This is a genomic window from Thalassotalea nanhaiensis (assembly GCF_031583575.1).
Taxonomy (GTDB): Bacteria; Pseudomonadota; Gammaproteobacteria; order Enterobacterales; family Alteromonadaceae; genus Thalassotalea_A; species Thalassotalea_A nanhaiensis.
On record NZ_CP134146.1, the window covers coordinates 913,982 to 931,238 of the forward strand.

Annotated in this window: 15 protein-coding genes; 12 read left to right on the plus strand and 3 right to left on the minus strand. The window is 38.8% G+C overall.

What is annotated here, in order from left to right; genetic code table 11:
• The first annotated feature begins 139 nt into the window (after positions 1 to 139).
• Positions 140 to 1,609: an IMP dehydrogenase gene (gene guaB, locus RI845_RS04135; protein WP_348388491.1), complete on the plus strand. Its 1,470-nt coding sequence runs from the start codon at positions 140 to 142 to the stop codon at positions 1,607 to 1,609.
• A 198-nt stretch (positions 1,610 to 1,807) separates the two neighbouring features.
• On the plus strand, positions 1,808 to 3,385 hold the full coding sequence (guaA, locus tag RI845_RS04140; RefSeq protein WP_348388492.1) for a glutamine-hydrolyzing GMP synthase: 1,578 nt from the start codon (positions 1,808 to 1,810) through the stop codon (positions 3,383 to 3,385).
• 83 nt (positions 3,386 to 3,468) lie between these two features.
• Here guaA and RI845_RS04145 read toward each other — a convergent pair whose 3' ends face one another.
• Positions 3,469 to 3,912 carry a TipAS antibiotic-recognition domain-containing protein gene (locus tag RI845_RS04145; RefSeq protein WP_348388493.1) on the minus strand — a complete coding sequence of 148 codons (444 nt, stop codon included), beginning with the start codon at positions 3,910 to 3,912 and terminating at the stop codon, positions 3,469 to 3,471.
• 108 nt (positions 3,913 to 4,020) lie between these two features.
• Here RI845_RS04145 and RI845_RS04150 point away from each other — a divergent pair, with 108 nt between their 5' ends.
• On the plus strand, positions 4,021 to 4,593 hold the full coding sequence (locus tag RI845_RS04150) for a glutathione S-transferase family protein (RefSeq protein WP_348388494.1): 573 nt from the start codon (positions 4,021 to 4,023) through the stop codon (positions 4,591 to 4,593).
• A gap of 146 nt (positions 4,594 to 4,739) precedes the next feature.
• On the opposite strand, the gene gltS is transcribed toward RI845_RS04150, so the two are convergent.
• Positions 4,740 to 5,963, minus strand: a complete 1,224-nt coding sequence (gltS, locus tag RI845_RS04155) for a sodium/glutamate symporter (RefSeq protein ID WP_348388495.1) — start codon at positions 5,961 to 5,963, stop codon at positions 4,740 to 4,742.
• A 399-nt stretch (positions 5,964 to 6,362) separates the two neighbouring features.
• Between gltS and RI845_RS04160 the strand changes: the two genes are divergently transcribed.
• Positions 6,363 to 7,631 (plus strand): dicarboxylate/amino acid:cation symporter, encoded by a 1,269-nt coding sequence (locus RI845_RS04160; protein ID WP_348389495.1) that lies wholly within the window; start codon positions 6,363 to 6,365, stop codon positions 7,629 to 7,631.
• 82 nt (positions 7,632 to 7,713) lie between these two features.
• Here RI845_RS04160 and RI845_RS04165 read toward each other — a convergent pair whose 3' ends face one another.
• Entirely contained in the window at positions 7,714 to 8,271 is a 558-nt protein-coding gene (locus RI845_RS04165) for a hypothetical protein (protein ID WP_348388496.1), read from the minus strand.
• Between the two features lie 240 nt (positions 8,272 to 8,511).
• Between RI845_RS04165 and ndk the strand changes: the two genes are divergently transcribed.
• The 8 genes from ndk to bamB all read left to right on the plus strand — a co-directional run bounded on the left by ndk (position 8,512) and on the right by bamB (position 17,167).
• Positions 8,512 to 8,943: a nucleoside-diphosphate kinase gene (gene ndk / locus RI845_RS04170; protein WP_348388497.1), complete on the plus strand. Its 432-nt coding sequence runs from the start codon at positions 8,512 to 8,514 to the stop codon at positions 8,941 to 8,943.
• Between the two features lie 219 nt (positions 8,944 to 9,162).
• Positions 9,163 to 10,290, plus strand: a complete 1,128-nt coding sequence (locus tag RI845_RS04175; protein ID WP_348388498.1) for a bifunctional tRNA (adenosine(37)-C2)-methyltransferase TrmG/ribosomal RNA large subunit methyltransferase RlmN — start codon at positions 9,163 to 9,165, stop codon at positions 10,288 to 10,290.
• Positions 10,291 to 10,368: 78 nt separating this feature from the next.
• Positions 10,369 to 11,739 (plus strand): type IV pilus biogenesis/stability protein PilW, encoded by a 1,371-nt coding sequence (pilW, locus tag RI845_RS04180; protein ID WP_348388499.1) that lies wholly within the window; start codon positions 10,369 to 10,371, stop codon positions 11,737 to 11,739.
• Positions 11,740 to 11,751: 12 nt separating this feature from the next.
• Positions 11,752 to 12,687, plus strand: a complete 936-nt coding sequence (locus tag RI845_RS04185) for a RodZ domain-containing protein (protein WP_348388500.1) — start codon at positions 11,752 to 11,754, stop codon at positions 12,685 to 12,687.
• Between the two features lie 75 nt (positions 12,688 to 12,762).
• The gene (gene ispG / locus RI845_RS04190) at positions 12,763 to 13,878 is read left to right on the plus strand and encodes a flavodoxin-dependent (E)-4-hydroxy-3-methylbut-2-enyl-diphosphate synthase (protein WP_348388501.1); all 1,116 of its coding nucleotides are present in this window, start codon (positions 12,763 to 12,765) and stop codon (positions 13,876 to 13,878) included.
• Between the two features lie 136 nt (positions 13,879 to 14,014).
• Positions 14,015 to 15,295, plus strand: a complete 1,281-nt coding sequence (gene hisS, locus RI845_RS04195; protein ID WP_348389496.1) for a histidine--tRNA ligase — start codon at positions 14,015 to 14,017, stop codon at positions 15,293 to 15,295.
• A 7-nt stretch (positions 15,296 to 15,302) separates the two neighbouring features.
• Entirely contained in the window at positions 15,303 to 15,935 is a 633-nt protein-coding gene (locus RI845_RS04200) for a YfgM family protein (protein WP_348388502.1), read from the plus strand.
• Between the two features lie 11 nt (positions 15,936 to 15,946).
• A complete protein-coding gene (gene bamB / locus RI845_RS04205) occupies positions 15,947 to 17,167 on the plus strand; it encodes an outer membrane protein assembly factor BamB (protein WP_348388503.1) in 1,221 nt (406 codons plus the stop codon).
• Positions 17,168 to 17,257 lie beyond the last annotated feature (90 nt).

Sequence of the window (17,257 nt, forward strand, 5' to 3'; positions counted from 1 at the left end):
CTTTTGTGATTATTTTTCAAATAAATACGGTTTTTTACAAAATTTAAGTTTACCTAAGCGGTCAAAGTGGTTAAAATCCATTCGCAATTATTACTCCACTCTATTGGAGTACGACTCCCACATAAGCGAGAATGTTGCAATGCTAAGAATAGCCCAAGAAGCCCTAACCTTTGATGATGTACTACTAGTACCTGCCCACTCAACGGTTCTACCACATACTGCAAGCCTTAAAACTAAACTTACCAGTAAAATTGAATTAAACGTGCCTATTTTATCTGCGTCTATGGACACAGTAACCGAAGCCCGTTTAGCCATTGCCTTAGCGCAAGAAGGTGGTTTAGGTTTTATCCATAAAAACATGACGATAGCGGAACAAGCTGCCAATGTCCGTCAAGTTAAAAAGTATGAAAGTGGTATTGTGACAGATCCTGTTACAGTTAGTCCAGATATTAGCATTCGCGAAGTATTTTACCTTGCCGATGAATTAAAGTTTTCAGGTTTCCCTGTAGTAGACGCTGAAAATAACTTAGTTGGTATCATTACCTCACGTGATTTACGTTTTGAAACTGACTTAGAGAAAAAAGTGTCAGACCTAATGACACCTAAAGATAAGTTAATCACTGTGAAAGCTAATGCAGAACGTGAAGAAATTCTTAACAAAATGCACGCCAACCGCATTGAAAAAATCTTAGTTGTTAACGATGATTTTGAAATCAGCGGTATGATCACTGCAAAAGATTACCAAAAAGCAGAAAGCAAACCGAATGCCTGTAAAGATGAATTAGGTCGTTTACGTGTTGGTGCTGCAGTTGGTGTTGGTGCTGGAACTGATGAACGTATCACAGCGTTAGTTGCTGCCGGTGTTGATATTTTACTTATCGATACTTCACACGGACATTCACAAGGCGTGTTAGATAGAGTTAAAGAAACTCGTCAAGCGTTCCCAGATTTACAAATTGTTGCCGGTAATGTTGCCACTGCTGAAGGTGCAAAAGCACTGGCAGATGCAGGTGTTAATGCGGTTAAAGTGGGTATTGGCCCAGGTTCAATTTGTACAACTCGTATTGTTACCGGTTGTGGTGTACCACAAATTACAGCTATCTCTGAAGCGGTTAAAGGCCTAGCGGGTACTGACATTCCAGTAATTGCCGATGGTGGTATTCGTTTCTCAGGTGATATCGCTAAAGCATTAGTTGCTGGCGCACACTGTGTAATGGTTGGTTCAATGCTAGCTGGTACTGAAGAAGCACCAGGTGAAGTTGAACTTTATCAAGGGCGTTATTACAAATCTTACCGCGGCATGGGCTCTCTAGGCGCAATGAACCAAAAAGAAGGTTCATCTGATCGTTACTTCCAAAAGTCTGACGAAGCCGACAAGTTGGTACCTGAAGGTATTGAAGGTCGTGTAGCGTATAAAGGACCGATGGCTGCAATCATTCATCAACAAATTGGTGGTATTCGCAGTGCAATGGGCTTAACCGGCTCTGCAGATATTGAAGAAATGCGTACTAAACCACAGTTTGTCAAAATTACCGCAGCTGGTATGGGCGAGTCGCACGTGCATGATGTAACCATCACAAAAGAAGCGCCTAATTATAGGTTGGGATGATTTTTCTATAGGAGTGGTTATTTGTCCCAATTTCGACTTTTAGTGTACTCATTTGCAAGAGCAAACTCCGTGCACTAAAAGCCGAACTAGAAACAAATCCCTCACTCCGGGCATATTGAATAGTTTAAAAATTAAAACGTTAATAAATATTTATAGAACTGCCAAGAGCGGTTCTTTACAAACAAAGAGAAGAGACTAATGAGTCAAGATATTCATGATCATCGAATTCTAATTTTAGATTTTGGTTCTCAGTACACGCAGCTTATTGCTCGTCGTGTTCGTGAAATTGGTGTTTACTGTGAGCTATGGGCTTGGGATGTTACAGAAGAGCAAATTAAAGGCTTCAACCCTACAGGTATTATCCTTGCAGGTGGTCCAGAGTCTGTAACAGAGGACGCCTCGCCGCGTGCACCTGAGTATGTATTTAATGCTGGCGTACCAGTACTTGGTATTTGTTACGGTATGCAAACTATGGCTGAGCAGCTTGGCGGTGGAGTAGAAAGCTCTGAGCATAAAGAATTTGGATACGCTGCTGTTGAAGTTATCGGTAAGTCTGCATTATTTAACGCTATTGAAGATTCAATAAGTTCTAATGGTAATGCTTTACTCGATGTTTGGATGAGCCATGGTGACAAAGTTTCAGAAATTCCTGCAGGCTTTACCACTATTGCACAAACACCAAGCTGTAAATACGCAGCTATGGCAAACGAAGACAAGCAATTTTACGGTGTTCAATTTCACCCAGAAGTAACTCATACAAAGCAAGGTATGCGTATTTTAGAGCACTTTGTTGTTGATATTTGTCGCTGTGAAAAACTTTGGACTTCAGCAACCATCATTGAAGATGCAATTGCTAAAATGAAAGCCCAAGTTGGTGACGATGAAGTCGTACTGGGTTTATCTGGTGGTGTTGATTCATCAGTAGTTGCAATGCTTTTACATCGAGCTATTGGCGACAAGCTTACCTGTGTATTTGTTGATAACGGCTTACTTCGTTTAAACGAAGGCCAACAAGTAATGGATATGTTTGGCGATCACTTCGGCCTGAATATAATTCATGTTGATGCTGAAAACCGTTTCTTAGATCGCATGTCGGGTGTTAGTGACCCAGAAGCAAAACGTAAAATCATTGGTAATGTGTTTGTTGAAATCTTTGACGAAGAAGCTGGTAAATTAAAGAACGCCAAATGGTTAGCTCAAGGTACTATTTACCCTGACGTAATCGAATCTGCGGCCTCAGCTACCGGTAAAGCCCACGTGATTAAGTCACACCATAACGTTGGTGGACTTCCTGAAGATATGGAGCTTGGCTTAGTTGAACCGTTACGTGAACTTTTTAAAGATGAAGTACGTAAAATAGGTTTAGAGTTAGGCTTACCTTACGACATGCTTTATCGTCACCCGTTCCCTGGACCAGGTTTAGGTGTTCGTATTTTAGGTGAAGTGAAAAAAGAATATGCTGACTTATTACGTCGTGCAGATGCTATTTTCATTGAAGAGTTACACAAGCATGACTTGTATAAAAAAGTAAGCCAGGCGTTTACGGTATTTTTACCGGTACGTTCAGTTGGCGTTATGGGTGATGCTCGTAAATATGATTGGGTTGTATCATTACGTTGTGTTGAAACAATTGATTTCATGACTGCTCGTTGGTCACACTTACCGTACGATTTCTTAGGTTTAGTGTCTAACCGTATCATTAACGAAATTGATGGTATTTCTCGTGTAGTTTACGATATTTCTGGTAAACCACCAGCAACTATCGAGTGGGAATAATAATCCACTAAGTTAATATCTACATATATAAAGGCCTAGTAATTTTTATTACTAGGCCTTTATTTTTAGAAGCGAGAAACTTTTTATTTTAAATGCTGTTCAGCATAGTGCTGCATTGCTTTACTAAAGTGCTCTGCAAAACCTTCGCAGAACTGTTCAAAGTTTGCTTTTTGGTCGGCATCATTGGCAATGCTATTGGCCATAGCATTAAACTTTTCTTTACTAATAAGTACTGATTTTTTCTGCAAGGTTGATAATGCAAACGTAGTGTAAGCAAGATAGTGCTGAACTACCTTTTGCATTTCATCAGAGTCAATAGCAAACGATGTGGCTTGGGCAAGTTCAGCATTAAAAGCTTCGGCTTTTTCTTTAAGCGCCATAGTGTCTTCTATGCTTAAATTAGCTAATTGCTCCAGGCGTTGATCAACTTTATCATCGCCAACACGTTCGCGCGCTATTTGCTCTTGGCGCTCAAATTCTGCACTTTCAAATTCGCCGTTATTTTCATCTTTGTTGATATCACTCATGGATATTTACCTCGGTATTAATTTTAATGGCGCAATGTTGCCATAAAGCCTTAACTATAGCTATAGTAGTCCTCTAAGCAATATATTGTTATTTTAATAGGACACACCATGATTTTATATGGTTCAACAACTTCTCCTTTCGTTCGTCGTATTCGTATGTTTACCCACAGTATTCCGGTTGATTTTGTGGTGATGGATATTTTCTCAGCTGAAGATCGTAAAGTTTTAATCGCTAAAAATCCAACCTTAAAAGTACCTTTTTTAGTTGATGATGATACTAATGTCTTTGATTCAAGAGTGATACATCGTTATATAACGGATAAATTTGAATTAACTCCAATTACCTGGCAACAAGAAAATACTTTAACGTTAATCGATTCTATTAGTGACTCACTTGTGTCTATGTTTTTACTTAGCCGTAGTGAAATAGATACCAGTGAAGATAAAATGTTTTTTAATTTACAACGCCAACGAAGTGATAAGGTGTTTGCTCAGCTTGAAAAGCAATGTAAAGCAGGGGACTTTAACGAATGGGATTACCCAAGTATTTGTTTATATAGTTTGATCGATTGGGCACACTTCAGACCACTCGTTGACTTTGCGCCTTATCCTGCTTTATTAGAGTATTATAAAAACAATAGTAATCGAGAAGAAGTGAAGGAAACTGATCCAAGGGAATAACTTAAAGCTGTTTTCAACATGGCAGTTTGCATTACTTCGTCCCTGAAGTTACAAACTTAAAGCCATCCATGGCAGTTTGCATTCCATCATCCCTGAAGTAAAAAGCGCCCTTAGGCGCTTTTTTTATTTGAAATATTTTAATAGGGTTAGCCAATAAATGCTAAATAACCCTGTAAGATGATTAAGTTAGCAATATCAATAAAGAAGGCGCCAACAATTGGAACAACCATAAAGGCTTGTGGTGATGGTCCATTACGAGACACTAATGTGCCCATGTTCATTACCGCTGTTGGCGTAGCTCCCATACCAAAGCCACAGTGGCCACCAGCCATAACTGCAGCATCATAGTTTTTGCCCATAAATTTAAAAGTAACGAAATAAGCAAAGAATGCCAGCATAATAGTTTGGCACACTAAAATAATAAGTAATGGAATAGCTAAATCAAAAATTTCCCAAAGCTTTAAGCTCATCAGTGCCATTGATAAAAATAGGGCTAGTGAAACCGTACCTAAAATATCGACAGTTTCGTTATTTATCTTATATGCTTTTGTTGTTTCTGTAATATTGGTAATAATTACCCCTATAAACAATGCGTAGACAAAATTAGGGATCATTAACGATTTGATCTCGAAGGAGTCGATAAACTCTTTGAAATACTTTGCTCCGCCAACGCATATAAGTAATATGAACAATGTTTCTGAAATTTTCTTTGCGGTAACTTTATCTTCTTCTAACTGATTGTAGGTAACTAGCTCAGGGTGAGTATCATGGTGATGACCACCTTTACCAAACTCAGATTCCAAGCCATTTTTGTCCATTATACGTTGTGCAACTGGGCCACCAATGATACCGCCCATCACTAAGCCGAAGGTTGCAGCGGCCATAGCTAACTCTAACGTTTTGATACCGTACATTTCTTGGAATGTTGCAGCCCACGCTGCACCGGTACCGTGTCCTCCTGATAAAGTAATAGAACCGGCAATTAGCCCCATTAATGGCTCAAGGCCTAGTAAAGTAGCAAGACTTACACCAACGCCGTTTTGAACAATAATATATAAAGAAGCGACACCTAAAAATATAAATACTTTTGCCCCGCCTTGGGCAAGAAGCTTGAAACTTGCCGACAAGCCAACGGTTGAAAAAAACAACAACATAAACGTATCTTGCAATGGCAAGTTAAAGTTTATTGTGGTGCCATTTGAATGTAAAACGGTGATAATAATTGCAATTACTAACCCGCCCAGTATTGGTTCGGGAAAATTGAATCGCTGTAAAGGTTTAATTGAATAGTTAATAAAGCGCCCAATAAAGAGCACCAATATTGCTATTATTAATGATTCTATCGCATCCACTTCAATGACATTGTTCATGAGTAATTATCAACCTTTTAAATTTTCATTTATGGTTTTGAGGAGGTTTGTATCAATCCTATTAACTATAGAACAAAGTTTTAGCGATAGAATATTTTTGGTTAACTTTTTCTTAAAAATATCTTTTTTTATATTTTATTTGTCATTTTTTATTGGTCACTAATTAAACAGTGGTTCAAAAAACACTCTAATGCTGATTACATAATCCGTCGCTTTTAGGGTTAAGTGTAACTTTTGTTTTCATTCTTGTTGAACGTTGTTTTTATGTTGTCAGCGTGGTGTTTTCAAGCTGTTTTGATTTGTTTTTACAGGCTTTTATTAGTAGAGATACTCTTTAATTTCATTATGATTGAGGCATTAAAATTATATCCACAAGAGTAGAGTTAAATAATGAATGCAATAAAAGATAATTTATCAGCTAAGGTTTTCCTTGGTTTGATTTTTGGTTTAATCATCGGTTCAATGATCCAATACGTAGTTCCACCGTCATGGGCAATGGCCTCTTTTACAACTGAAGCTGCTGGTGGCTTAGGTGGTATGTTTGTATCAATGATTAAATTGATCGTAGTGCCTTTAGTATTCATTTCTATCACTTGTGGAATTTGTGAATTAAAAGACTTATCAAGCTTTGGTCGTTTAGGCACTAAAACGTTTGGCTTTTACATTGTTAATACTATTGTAGCAATCGCTGGTACTATCGCCGTGGTTTCATGGTTACAACCTGGTGTTGGTGTTAACTTAGGTGCACACGCTGAAGCGGTAACTCTTGCTGCAACAGAAACGCCTAACATGTGGCAAATGGTTATTAATATTATCCCATCAAACCCTTTTGAAGCGTTTGCTAAAGGCGATATGTTACAAATTATCTTTATGGCAATCATGACTGGTATCGCTATTCAAGCGCTTGATAAGCGTGGTGGTCCAGCAATTCGTACCTTTAAAATGGCAAACGAAATCATGATGAAACTAATTACCTTAGTGATGTCATTAGCGCCATACGGTGTATTCTTTCTAATGATTTCATTAGGTGCAACACTAGACTCAAGCAAGATGTTCGCGGTTGCCGGTTACATTGCCCTTGTTGTTGCGTCATTCATATTTATGTTTATGGTTGTGTACCCTGTAGTTGTTTACCTAACAACCGGTATTAAGCCATTAACATTTATTAAGCACATTCGTGAGCAAATCATGTTCTCATTATCAAGTGCTTCTTCAAATGCAACAATTCCAGTTACGTTACGTACCGTTGTTGAAAAAATTGGTGTGTCTAAATCGGTTGCCGGTTTTGGTGTTCCACTAGGCGCTACTATGAACATGTCTGGTGCGGCTATTTATACAACTATCGCAACTATGTTCGTTGCTAACGCATACGGTATGCCAATGGCTGCTGATCAAATGTTACCATTAGCATTTACAGTATTGTTACTATCAATTGGTGCAGGTGGTGTTCCAGGTGGCGGTATCGTTTCTATCGGTATTTGTTTAAGCACTTTCGGTCTTCCAATTGAAGCACTAGCTATTGTTGCTGCTGTTGACCGTATTTGTGACATGTTCTGTACAACAGCTAACGTGGTTGGTGATACAGCGATTAACACTATTGTGGCTAAATCAGAAGGTGAAATTCAAACACCTGTTGAAGGTCAAATGGCGACAGCTCGAGTTGCTTAATAAACTCATAAAGTTTTAAATAAAAAATCCCGACATTGTTCGGGATTTTTTTTCTCAGGGAAGAGCTTATCCTCCAGAGCTGCTAGATCATTTCTCCTGCATTGAAACTACATAAATACCAGTTTGCTTTGTCATCCCAATAAACATTGCCTTTTTCAAGTTTCATTAAGCCCATAACCGGTTGCTGCTTTAAATAAGGCTGCCAATTAAATAAGTTTTTATCACGGCTGTACCAGCCACTTATCATCAATTTTATTTGTTTGTTATTAACCTTTATTACGGTTGCTTGTGCCTGAGCTTTAGCGGTATGTGTATTTATATACCCAGATTCATCGGCAACTTTGTAGGTAACGCTGCTATTACGACATATTTCTTGGTTAACGGTGAAACCTGAATGATTACTTTTGCTGTTCAGCGCATCACTATCTTTTGGGGGATTTGAGGAGGGCGGCAAAGTACTTTCGTCAGCTATTTCAACCTCTTTTATAGCGATTTTATCCATTTCCGGCTCAAAGTCAGCAGGTTTGATGTTAGGTAACACAACTTTTATGTTGGTTTCGGTTTTAGGTTGCTGTTGCTGTTGGACACAGGAACATAACATTAATGTTAAACCGGTAAATATTAGAGGTGCTCTTAACATGCTGATCTCTTTAAACATAATCTTTGGTTGATTTATTATTATTATTTTTAATTTGATAATGCCTAAGAAAATATGAATTTACTAATTTAATATTAGCTATGCTAAACCGTGCACTTTCATTTACGAAAAATTAAATGCGCACAGCATAACAATTCCACCACAAATTAATTAATGTAATTGTTCTCAATTTCATCTATAATCGCGCCAATTTTTACACACTTATTTAATTGAGGGCTTATCATGGCTATCGAACGTACTTTTTCTATCGTAAAACCAGACGCAGTTGCTAAAAACGTAATTGGTTCTATCTACAACCGTTTTGAATCTGCTGGTCTTAAGATCGTTGCAGCTAAAATGATTCACTTAAGCCGTGAAAAAGCTGAAGGTTTCTACGCAGAACACGCTGAGCGTCCTTTCTTTGGTGCTTTAGTTGACTTCATGACTTCTGGTCCTGTTATGGTTCAAGTTTTAGAAGGCGAAAACGCTGTTCTTAAAAACCGTGAAATCATGGGTGCTACTAACCCAGCTGAAGCATTAGCTGGTACTTTACGTCACGATTTCGCTGAGTCAATTGACGAAAACGCATGTCACGGTTCAGATGCACTAGAATCTGCTGCACGTGAAATTGCTTACTTCTTCTCTGACGAAGAAGTTTGTTCACGTACTCGTTAATTTAAACGAGCACTGAACTAGGAATAAGACAAGCGGTATTACTACCTCTACTTGTTCCACAGAAGGATTTTACTTTTTAAAGTAAAATCCTTTTGTTGTTTTAAGGCCTATTAACTTAAATGTTACCGGCTGTAACAAAATCATAACAAAGCTAAATTGTTTCACTTGCCTGAAAAGTGTACAATTTGCACCCTTAAAATATTAAGTGAAGAGATTTACATGACCGACAATGCTATTAAAAAGGTTAACTTATTAAATTTTGATCATCAGATGATGCGCGAATTTTTCGAATCTATTGGCGAAAAGGCGTTTCGAGCTGACCAAGTGATGAAGTGGATTTATCATTTTGGTTATGAAGACTTTGAGCAAATGACTAACCTTAATAAAGCATTAAAGCAAAAGCTTGCTCGATTATGTGAAATTAAAGCGCCAACTATCTCAGAAAAACAAGTTTCAGAAGATGGCACCATCAAATACGCATTATTGCTTGAAGGTGGCCAAGAAGTAGAAACAGTGTGGATCCCTGAAAAAGAACGTGCAACGCTATGTGTATCATCACAAGTAGGTTGTGCATTGGAGTGTACGTTCTGTGCCACCGCTACTCAGGGGTTTAACCGTAATCTAAATGTTTCTGAAATTATCGGCCAAGTGTGGCGTGTCGCTAATGACATTGGTGCCACTCGTATAGCCGGTACTCGTCCAATTACCAACATTGTAATGATGGGAATGGGTGAACCACTGCTTAATATGAAAAACCTTATTCCTTCATTAGATACGTTTTTAAATGACTTGGGTTACGGTTTATCAAAACGCCGTGTAACAGTAAGTACATCAGGTGTTGTACCTGCATTAGCTATGCTGAAAGAAAAAATTGATTGTGCTTTGGCTATTTCAGTACATGCGCCAGATAATGCATTGCGTGATGTATTGGTACCTATCAATAAAAAATACCCACTGGAAGACTTTTTAAAAGCAAGTCGTGACTATATTGATGGTTCTAAAGCCAATAAACAAGTAACTGTTGAATACGTAATGTTAGATCACGTAAATGATTCAACTGAGCAAGCGCATGAACTGGCAAAAGTACTTGAAGGTACACCAAGTAAAATTAATTTAATTCCATTTAATCCATATCCAGGGTCTCCTTACTCAAGACCAAGTAACTCTCGTATCGACAGGTTCGATAAAGTCCTACAAAGTTATGGGCTTACAGTTATCACTCGTCGCCCTAGAGGTGAGGATATTGACGCAGCGTGTGGTCAATTGGCTGGGGATGTTTTTGATAGAACTAAACGTAGCGTTAAAAAACAGATGCAAGCTGACGAAATTTCAGTGAAAATGGTGTAATAGGTTTAATAGCAGGGTACACTGATGTTAAGTGTCACCTGCTTTATAACAATAACAATTACACCAGTGAGTTGCCGTATGCGAAAATTAGTACAAAATTCAGGGAAGATAGCATTTATTTTTATAGCCCTTACGGGGCTGAGTGCCTGCGTTACTCAGAACTTTGCTGAGGATAAACCGGTTGTTGAACGAGATTTTAATGACGATCAAATAGCCCGTACCCGTATTTCTTTAGCATTAGGCTATTTACGAATGGGCAACACTGCGCAAGCCAAATTTAACCTAGAGAAAGCCAAGCAGTACTCTCCTAACCTCGTCGATGTTTACACCGCTTTTGCTCATTATTATGAGAGTGTGGGCGAGTTTGAAAAAACTGAATTGTCTTATTTAGAAGCCCTGTCTATAGAAGATGAAGATGCCGACACGCTAAATAACTTTGGTGTATTCTTATGTCGTCAAAACCGTGTAGACGAAGCAGAAAAATATTTTTTAAAAGCGATTGAAGTACCAACCTATATTCGCGTTTCCGAAAGCTATCAAAACATTGCGCTTTGTCATTTAAAAGTCGAACAATTTACTAAAGCAGAAAAGGCCTTAAAACGAAGTATTGCCCATAGCCCTAATAGTTCGGCAAGTTTAATGCAAATGGCGCAGCTGCAATATGCTAAAGGGAGTTATGAAAAAAGTGCTAACTATTTAAGTCGTTTTGAATTAGCAACTAGACGCTTTACTCCGCAAGCAATTGCATTAGCATTTAAGATACAGAAAAAACTGGGCAATGAAGAAGTGTCGAATAACTACGCGACAATGTTGCTTAAAATGTTTCCTGATTCAAGCCAAGCGAAAGAGTATTTAGATAATGAGCTGGTGCAAATTGAAGCTGACAATCTAGCGCTTAAATACCGTAAATATAAGCTGCTCAATTCTGGTGTTAAAATCAACAAAAAACCAGTGGTTGTTTTGACTAAAGCCGTGCCTAACAAAATAAAATCGGATGGTTTTAAACAAAAACAACCGACCATTAATTTTACTAACGAAAAGTTAGTTGATGATGCAACTATTGCCCAACAAACGGGTCAGAGTATTGCAAAGAATAGCCAAATTGATAGCCAAATGAACGCTAAAACAGGCCATTCTCAACCTGCGTCTAAGCCAGTGAATAATGCCCCTAAAGCAGCTCCTGTTAAGCAAGCGCCGGTCAAAACAGTTGCAGCAAGTGCTAAGCCTAAGGTAAGCAGTCCTGTAAATGCTCCATCTGCTGCAAGTGTGCAAACTAAAAGTATTAGAGTTGCTGATTTAGATAACCCAGTACATACCGTACAAAAGGGGGAAAATCTCTATCAAATATCAGTAAAATATAACATAACCATTAGTACGATTCGCCGTTGGAATGATCTAAAAGAAGAGACCATACAAGTAGGGCAAGTACTAAGACTAACGAAACCATAATTAGATATAAATATGAGCGACAACGAAGAACCTATTGATATCAGTGATGATATTGTTGTTATAGGCCCAGGTCAGATGCTGCGAGATGCCCGCACTGAGCTTGGATTATCAGAAGCAGAGGTTGCTGAGCATTTAAACCTGCGCCTTGCACTTATCATTGATATTGAAAACGAACAATTTGATGCCAATACCCCAACAACATTTTTACGTGGTTATTTAAAAAACTATGCGAAATTTGTTGGTGTTAATCAAACCGATGTTATTGCCAGTTATGAGATGCTGGCTGTTGCTGAGAAGCAGGGCGACGAAATGAAAAGTTTCTCGCAAAGCACTCGCAAAAAAGCTGAAAACAACCGTTTAATGATGGTCATTTATGCAATTGGTTTTGCCTTAGTAGCATTGTTTGTTGTTTGGTGGTGGCAGGAAGCTAAGCAAAAAGAAACTGTACCTGTTACAGATAATGCCGAACAAAGCCAAATTTCTTCTCCTGTAGAGCAACAGCCTGTTATAGATACTACAATAGATGTAAGTAACACCAACAATGAACCTACTCCTGCAGAAGTCGTTATAGCTACTGAAGAAGTGCCAGTCGATGAAGTTTTTGAACAGCATATTGCTAATAATACTGACACTGCAGCTGTTACCGAAAATAGTGTAAATATTGCAGAGAGTGAACCGGAGCCTGTTTTAGAACAAGTGATTGAGCTAGAGCAATTAGTCTTTAAGTTTTCAGGCGATTGCTGGGTAAATATTTTTGATGCCAATGGCGAACGATTGGCTTGGGGCATTAAAAAAGCAGATTATATTATGACCCTAAATGGTAAAGCACCTTTTTCAATTACTTTAGGTAAACCAGAATTGGTGTCAATAGATTATAATGAAGTTGCAATCGATATGAGCCAATTTCAGCAGGGCCAAATAGCCAAGTTTACTTGGCCTAAGTCATAAAGTTTTAATGACAAAGCCTGTGTTATAAATAGATAGAATTAGGCCAAGTAACATTGGTCAAATTATTGAGTAATTATGTTTAGTGAAACCCCAATAAAACGCCGTAAATCCACTCAGATAATGGTAGGCAATGTACCGGTAGGCGGCGATGCCCCTATTACTGTACAGTCAATGACTAATACCTTAACCACCGACGTAGATGCAACTGTTGCACAAATTAGAGCATTGGAAAATGTTGGTGCCGACATCGTACGGGTGAGCGTGCCAACTATGGACGCGGCTGAGGCTTTTAAGTTAATTAAACAGCAAGTGAAGGTTCCATTGGTTGCTGATATTCATTTTGACTACCGTATTGCTTTAAAAGTGGCTGAATACGGCGTTGATTGTTTACGTATCAATCCTGGTAATATCGGTAAAGAAGATAGAATTCGCTCTGTTGTTGAAGCAGCACGCGATAAAAACATTCCAATTAGAATTGGCGTTAACGGTGGTTCTTTAGAAAAAGATCTGCAAGAAAAGTATAAAGAGCCTACGCCAGAAGCGTTGTTAGAATCTGCCCTTAGACATGTTGATATTCTTGATAGACTCAATTTTGATCAATTCAAAGTGAGTGTTAAAGCGTCTGATGTGTTTTTAGCTGTGGGTGCTTATCGCTTACTTGCCAAGCAAATTAATAATCCATTGCATTTAGGTATCACTGAAGCTGGCGGTTTCCGCTCTGGTGCCGTTAAGTCATCAGTAGGCATGGGCATGTTATTAGCTGAAGGTATAGGTGATACATTGCGAGTTTCTTTAGCCGCTGATCCGGTAGAAGAAATTAAAGTTGGCTTTGATATTTTAAAGTCATTACGACTACGTAGCCGAGGTATTAACTTTATTGCCTGTCCAAGTTGCTCTCGACAAGAATTTGATGTTATTTCTACCGTAAACGCATTAGAAGAGCGATTGGAAGACTTAATTACGCCAATGGATGTTTCAATTATTGGTTGTGTTGTAAACGGCCCTGGTGAAGCAACCGTTTCAGATATTGGCTTAACCGGCAGTGCTCGTAAAAGTGGCTTTTATCTAGATGGCGAACGCCAACGTGAGCGTATTGAAAATGATAATATTGTAGATACTCTTGAACAAAAAATTCGTGCTCGAGCCAGCCTTTTAGACGAAAAAAATAAAATAGACGTTAAAGAAGTGTAAATAGCCAGCTTAGTAAGTGCTATTAATGGCGTAATGTGTTGTAAGAATGAGCACTTTTACCCTATAATGCCGCCTTTAATTTAATAAATTGCCAATAGTCTCGATACTATTGGGATAACTGATGAGAACATCAAAAGTGAGTAAAGCGATTCAAGCTATTCGTGGTATGAATGACTGTTTGCCCGGTGAAACCAATAAGTGGCAAATGGTAGAAGACGCAATGCGTCGTGTTGCGGGTAATTATGGTTATGCAGAAATTCGTATGCCGGTTGTTGAATCAACCAACCTTTTTAAACGTGGCATTGGTGAAGTAACCGATATTGTTGAAAAAGAAATGTATACCTTTGACGACAGGAATGGCGATAGCCTAACACTGCGACCTGAAGGGACTGCAAGCTGTGTACGCGCCGGTAACCAACATGGTTTACTTTATAATCAAGAGCAGCGCCTGTGGTACATGGGGCCAATGTTCCGCCATGAACGTCCTCAAAAAGGTCGTTATCGACAGTTCCATCAGTTTGGTATTGAAAGCTTTGGTATTGCAACGCCAGATATTGATGCAGAAGTTATTATGTTAAGTGCTCGACTTTGGCGGGAACTTGGCATCGAAGATTTTGTCACACTAGAGTTGAACTCGTTAGGGTCAAATCAAGCAAGAGCAGATTATCGTGATGCATTAGTTGAATTTTTAACGCTGCATGAAGATAAACTGGACGATGATTCTAAACGTCGTATGCATGCAAACCCGCTACGTGTTTTAGACAGTAAAAATAGAGATGTGCAAGCGTTGCTAGTTGATGCACCTAAGTTATCAGAGTACTTAGATGAAGAATCAACTCAACATTTTGCAAGTTTATGCAAACGTTTAGACGCAGCTGGTATTAAATATACTATCAATGAACGCTTGGTTCGTGGCTTAGACTACTACAACCGTACTGTATTTGAATGGGTAACTGACAGCTTAGGTGCACAAGGTACTGTTTGTGCAGGCGGACGTTACGATGGTTTAGTTGAGCAGTTAGGCGGTAAAGCAACACCCGCAGTAGGTTTTGCGATGGGTATTGAACGCTTAGTGTTGATGCTAACTGAATTAGATAAATTAGAAAATATTAGAGCCACTACAGATGTGTATGTCGCAATGGTTGGTGAAAATGCCGAACTTGCTGGAGTAGCTTTAGCCGAGCAATGGCGTGATGAGGTGCCTGGCATCCGCATTCAAAGTCATTGTGGTGGTGGTAAATTTAATAAACAAATGAAACGTGCAGATAAATCAGGTGCTTTGGTTGCAATTATTTTAGGTGACTCTGAAATAGAACAGCAACAAGCTACGGTTAAATATTTGCGTGAGAATAAAGAACAACAAACTGTGCCATTTAGCAATGTTGCACCGTTACTAGAAGAATTAATTAAAGGGTAGAAGAAAAGTGGAAACGTATCAAACTGAAGAGCAACAAGTAGAAGCAATTAAAGGCTATTGGAAAGAAAATGGCAATTCATTAATTGCTGGTTTAGTGATTGGTTTAGGTGGTTTTATTGGATGGAACTACTATCAAGATAGCGTAGTTGAAGCACAACAAGTTGCGTCTTACCAATATCAGCAGACCATGCAAGCGTTTGAAAGTGAAGAAGCCGATTTCAGAGCCAATACCCAAGCGTTTATTGATGCCAATTCAACAACTGCATATTCAGCCTTTGCAGCATTTGCTTTAGCTAAAGACGCTGTTGAGCACGAAGACTTTGCTGGTGCAGAAACTCAATTAAAGAAAGCTGTTGAACTTGCAGCCAATGAAAATATAAAGGCTATTGCTTACTTACGTTTAGCTCGAGTACAAATACAACTTGAAGCATTCGATAATGCATTAGCTACGTTAGCGCAAACAATGCCAGAAACATTTAAGGCAAGTATTGAAGAAACTAAAGGTGATACTTACCTTAAGCAAGGCAACACTGAACTTGCTCGAACAGCTTATCAAGCTGCAGCGGATGCTGGTGGTTTACAAGCTAACCCAACATTACAAATTAAATTGGATGATTTAGCGGTTAATGTAGCCGGTTAATGGAGAGTTTTGTGACATTTTTTAACAAACGAATTTTAACCGCTTTATTACTTTCCAGCGCTTTAGTCGCTTGTTCATCTGATGATGAAGAAGAAGAGGCGCCGGCCTTTGCCGAGTTAACTGAAATCGAAGCTTTATTTGAGCCTGAAGTTATCTGGGATGAAAGTATTGGTGATGGTGTTGAGCATTATTTCTCACGTTTATCTCCTACAATCGCCTATGGCAAAGTGTATACCGCAGATAGATTAGGTGATGCATACGCGCTTGATTTAGCTACTGGTGATGAGGTTTGGTCTATCGATTTAAGTGACGTTAATGATGAACGTGGCTTTTTTGATGATCGCGTATCTGCTCGCATCGCAGGTGGAGCATCTACAGGTTATGACAAGGTTGTTTGGGGCAGTGAAAATGGCGATGTATTTGCCTTAAATGCTGAAACAGGCGAATTAGAATGGCAAGCGAAAGTTCCTGGAGAAGTAATTTCTAAACCAGAGTTTGATAGTAATTTTGTTATCATCAATACGGCTTCTGGGGCTTTAGTCGCATTAGATGTAACAACCGGTGAAGAAGTATGGAAAGCAGAGCAATCTGTTCCTCCGTTATCATTACGCGGTGTAAGTGGTGTAACCATTAATTCAGGCGGTATATTTGTTGGTTTAGCATCAGGTGAAGTTGGTGTTTATATTGTTGAAAATGGCCAGCAAGGCTGGGCAAAAGAAATAGGTGAACCAAGTGGTTCAACTGAATTACAACGTATCGTAGATGTTGACGTAACCCCGGTTATTTTCGGTGATAAAGTTTTTGCCATTTCATCAAACGGCAATTTAGCAGCAATTGACCTTCGCAGTGGTCGTGAGGTATGGAAGCGTAAATATTCGTCTTACCGTAAATTAACGGTTTCTGGAAATCAGATTTTTGCTACCGATATCCAAGGCCATTTGTATGCAATTAACCGTAATTCTGGTATGGAGTTATGGAGTAATCTAGCGTTAACTAACCGAGGTACTACTGGCGCAGTAAGCGTTGGTGATTATGTCGTTGTTGGTGATTTTGAAGGTTATTTACATTGGATGAGCAAAACTGACGGTACTATTGTTGCTCGTCATCAAGTTGATTCAAGTGGCATTTATGTAACGCCTGTTGTGCACGAAGGCTTGTTGTATGTACAAAGTCGAGATGGTGATTTAGAAGTGATTAAAACACCTGAAATTATTAAGGCAAGTGCCGAGTAAAATTCGAAAGCGATAATTAATCTATCGTCTTTCTGACAATTTGCTAAAATTATAAACGGCTCCGTATTTTTTACGGGGCCGTTATTTGTT

Excerpts from the sequence above, each read along its gene's own strand:
- RI845_RS04165 (WP_348388496.1), bottom strand. The coding sequence starts at position 8,271 with ATGTTAAGAGCACCTCTAATATTTACCGGTTTAACATTAATGTTATGT.
- guaB (WP_348388491.1), top strand. The coding sequence starts at position 140 with ATGCTAAGAATAGCCCAAGAAGCCCTAACCTTTGATGATGTACTACTA.
- RI845_RS04185 (WP_348388500.1), top strand. The coding sequence starts at position 11,752 with ATGAGCGACAACGAAGAACCTATTGATATCAGTGATGATATTGTTGTT.
- RI845_RS04150 (WP_348388494.1), top strand. The coding sequence starts at position 4,021 with ATGATTTTATATGGTTCAACAACTTCTCCTTTCGTTCGTCGTATTCGT.
- gltS (WP_348388495.1), bottom strand. The coding sequence starts at position 5,963 with ATGAACAATGTCATTGAAGTGGATGCGATAGAATCATTAATAATAGCA.
- ndk (WP_348388497.1), top strand. The coding sequence starts at position 8,512 with ATGGCTATCGAACGTACTTTTTCTATCGTAAAACCAGACGCAGTTGCT.
- guaA (WP_348388492.1), top strand. The coding sequence starts at position 1,808 with ATGAGTCAAGATATTCATGATCATCGAATTCTAATTTTAGATTTTGGT.
- ispG (WP_348388501.1), top strand. The coding sequence starts at position 12,763 with ATGTTTAGTGAAACCCCAATAAAACGCCGTAAATCCACTCAGATAATG.
- pilW (WP_348388499.1), top strand. The coding sequence starts at position 10,369 with ATGCGAAAATTAGTACAAAATTCAGGGAAGATAGCATTTATTTTTATA.
- RI845_RS04145 (WP_348388493.1), bottom strand. The coding sequence starts at position 3,912 with ATGAGTGATATCAACAAAGATGAAAATAACGGCGAATTTGAAAGTGCA.
- RI845_RS04175 (WP_348388498.1), top strand. The coding sequence starts at position 9,163 with ATGACCGACAATGCTATTAAAAAGGTTAACTTATTAAATTTTGATCAT.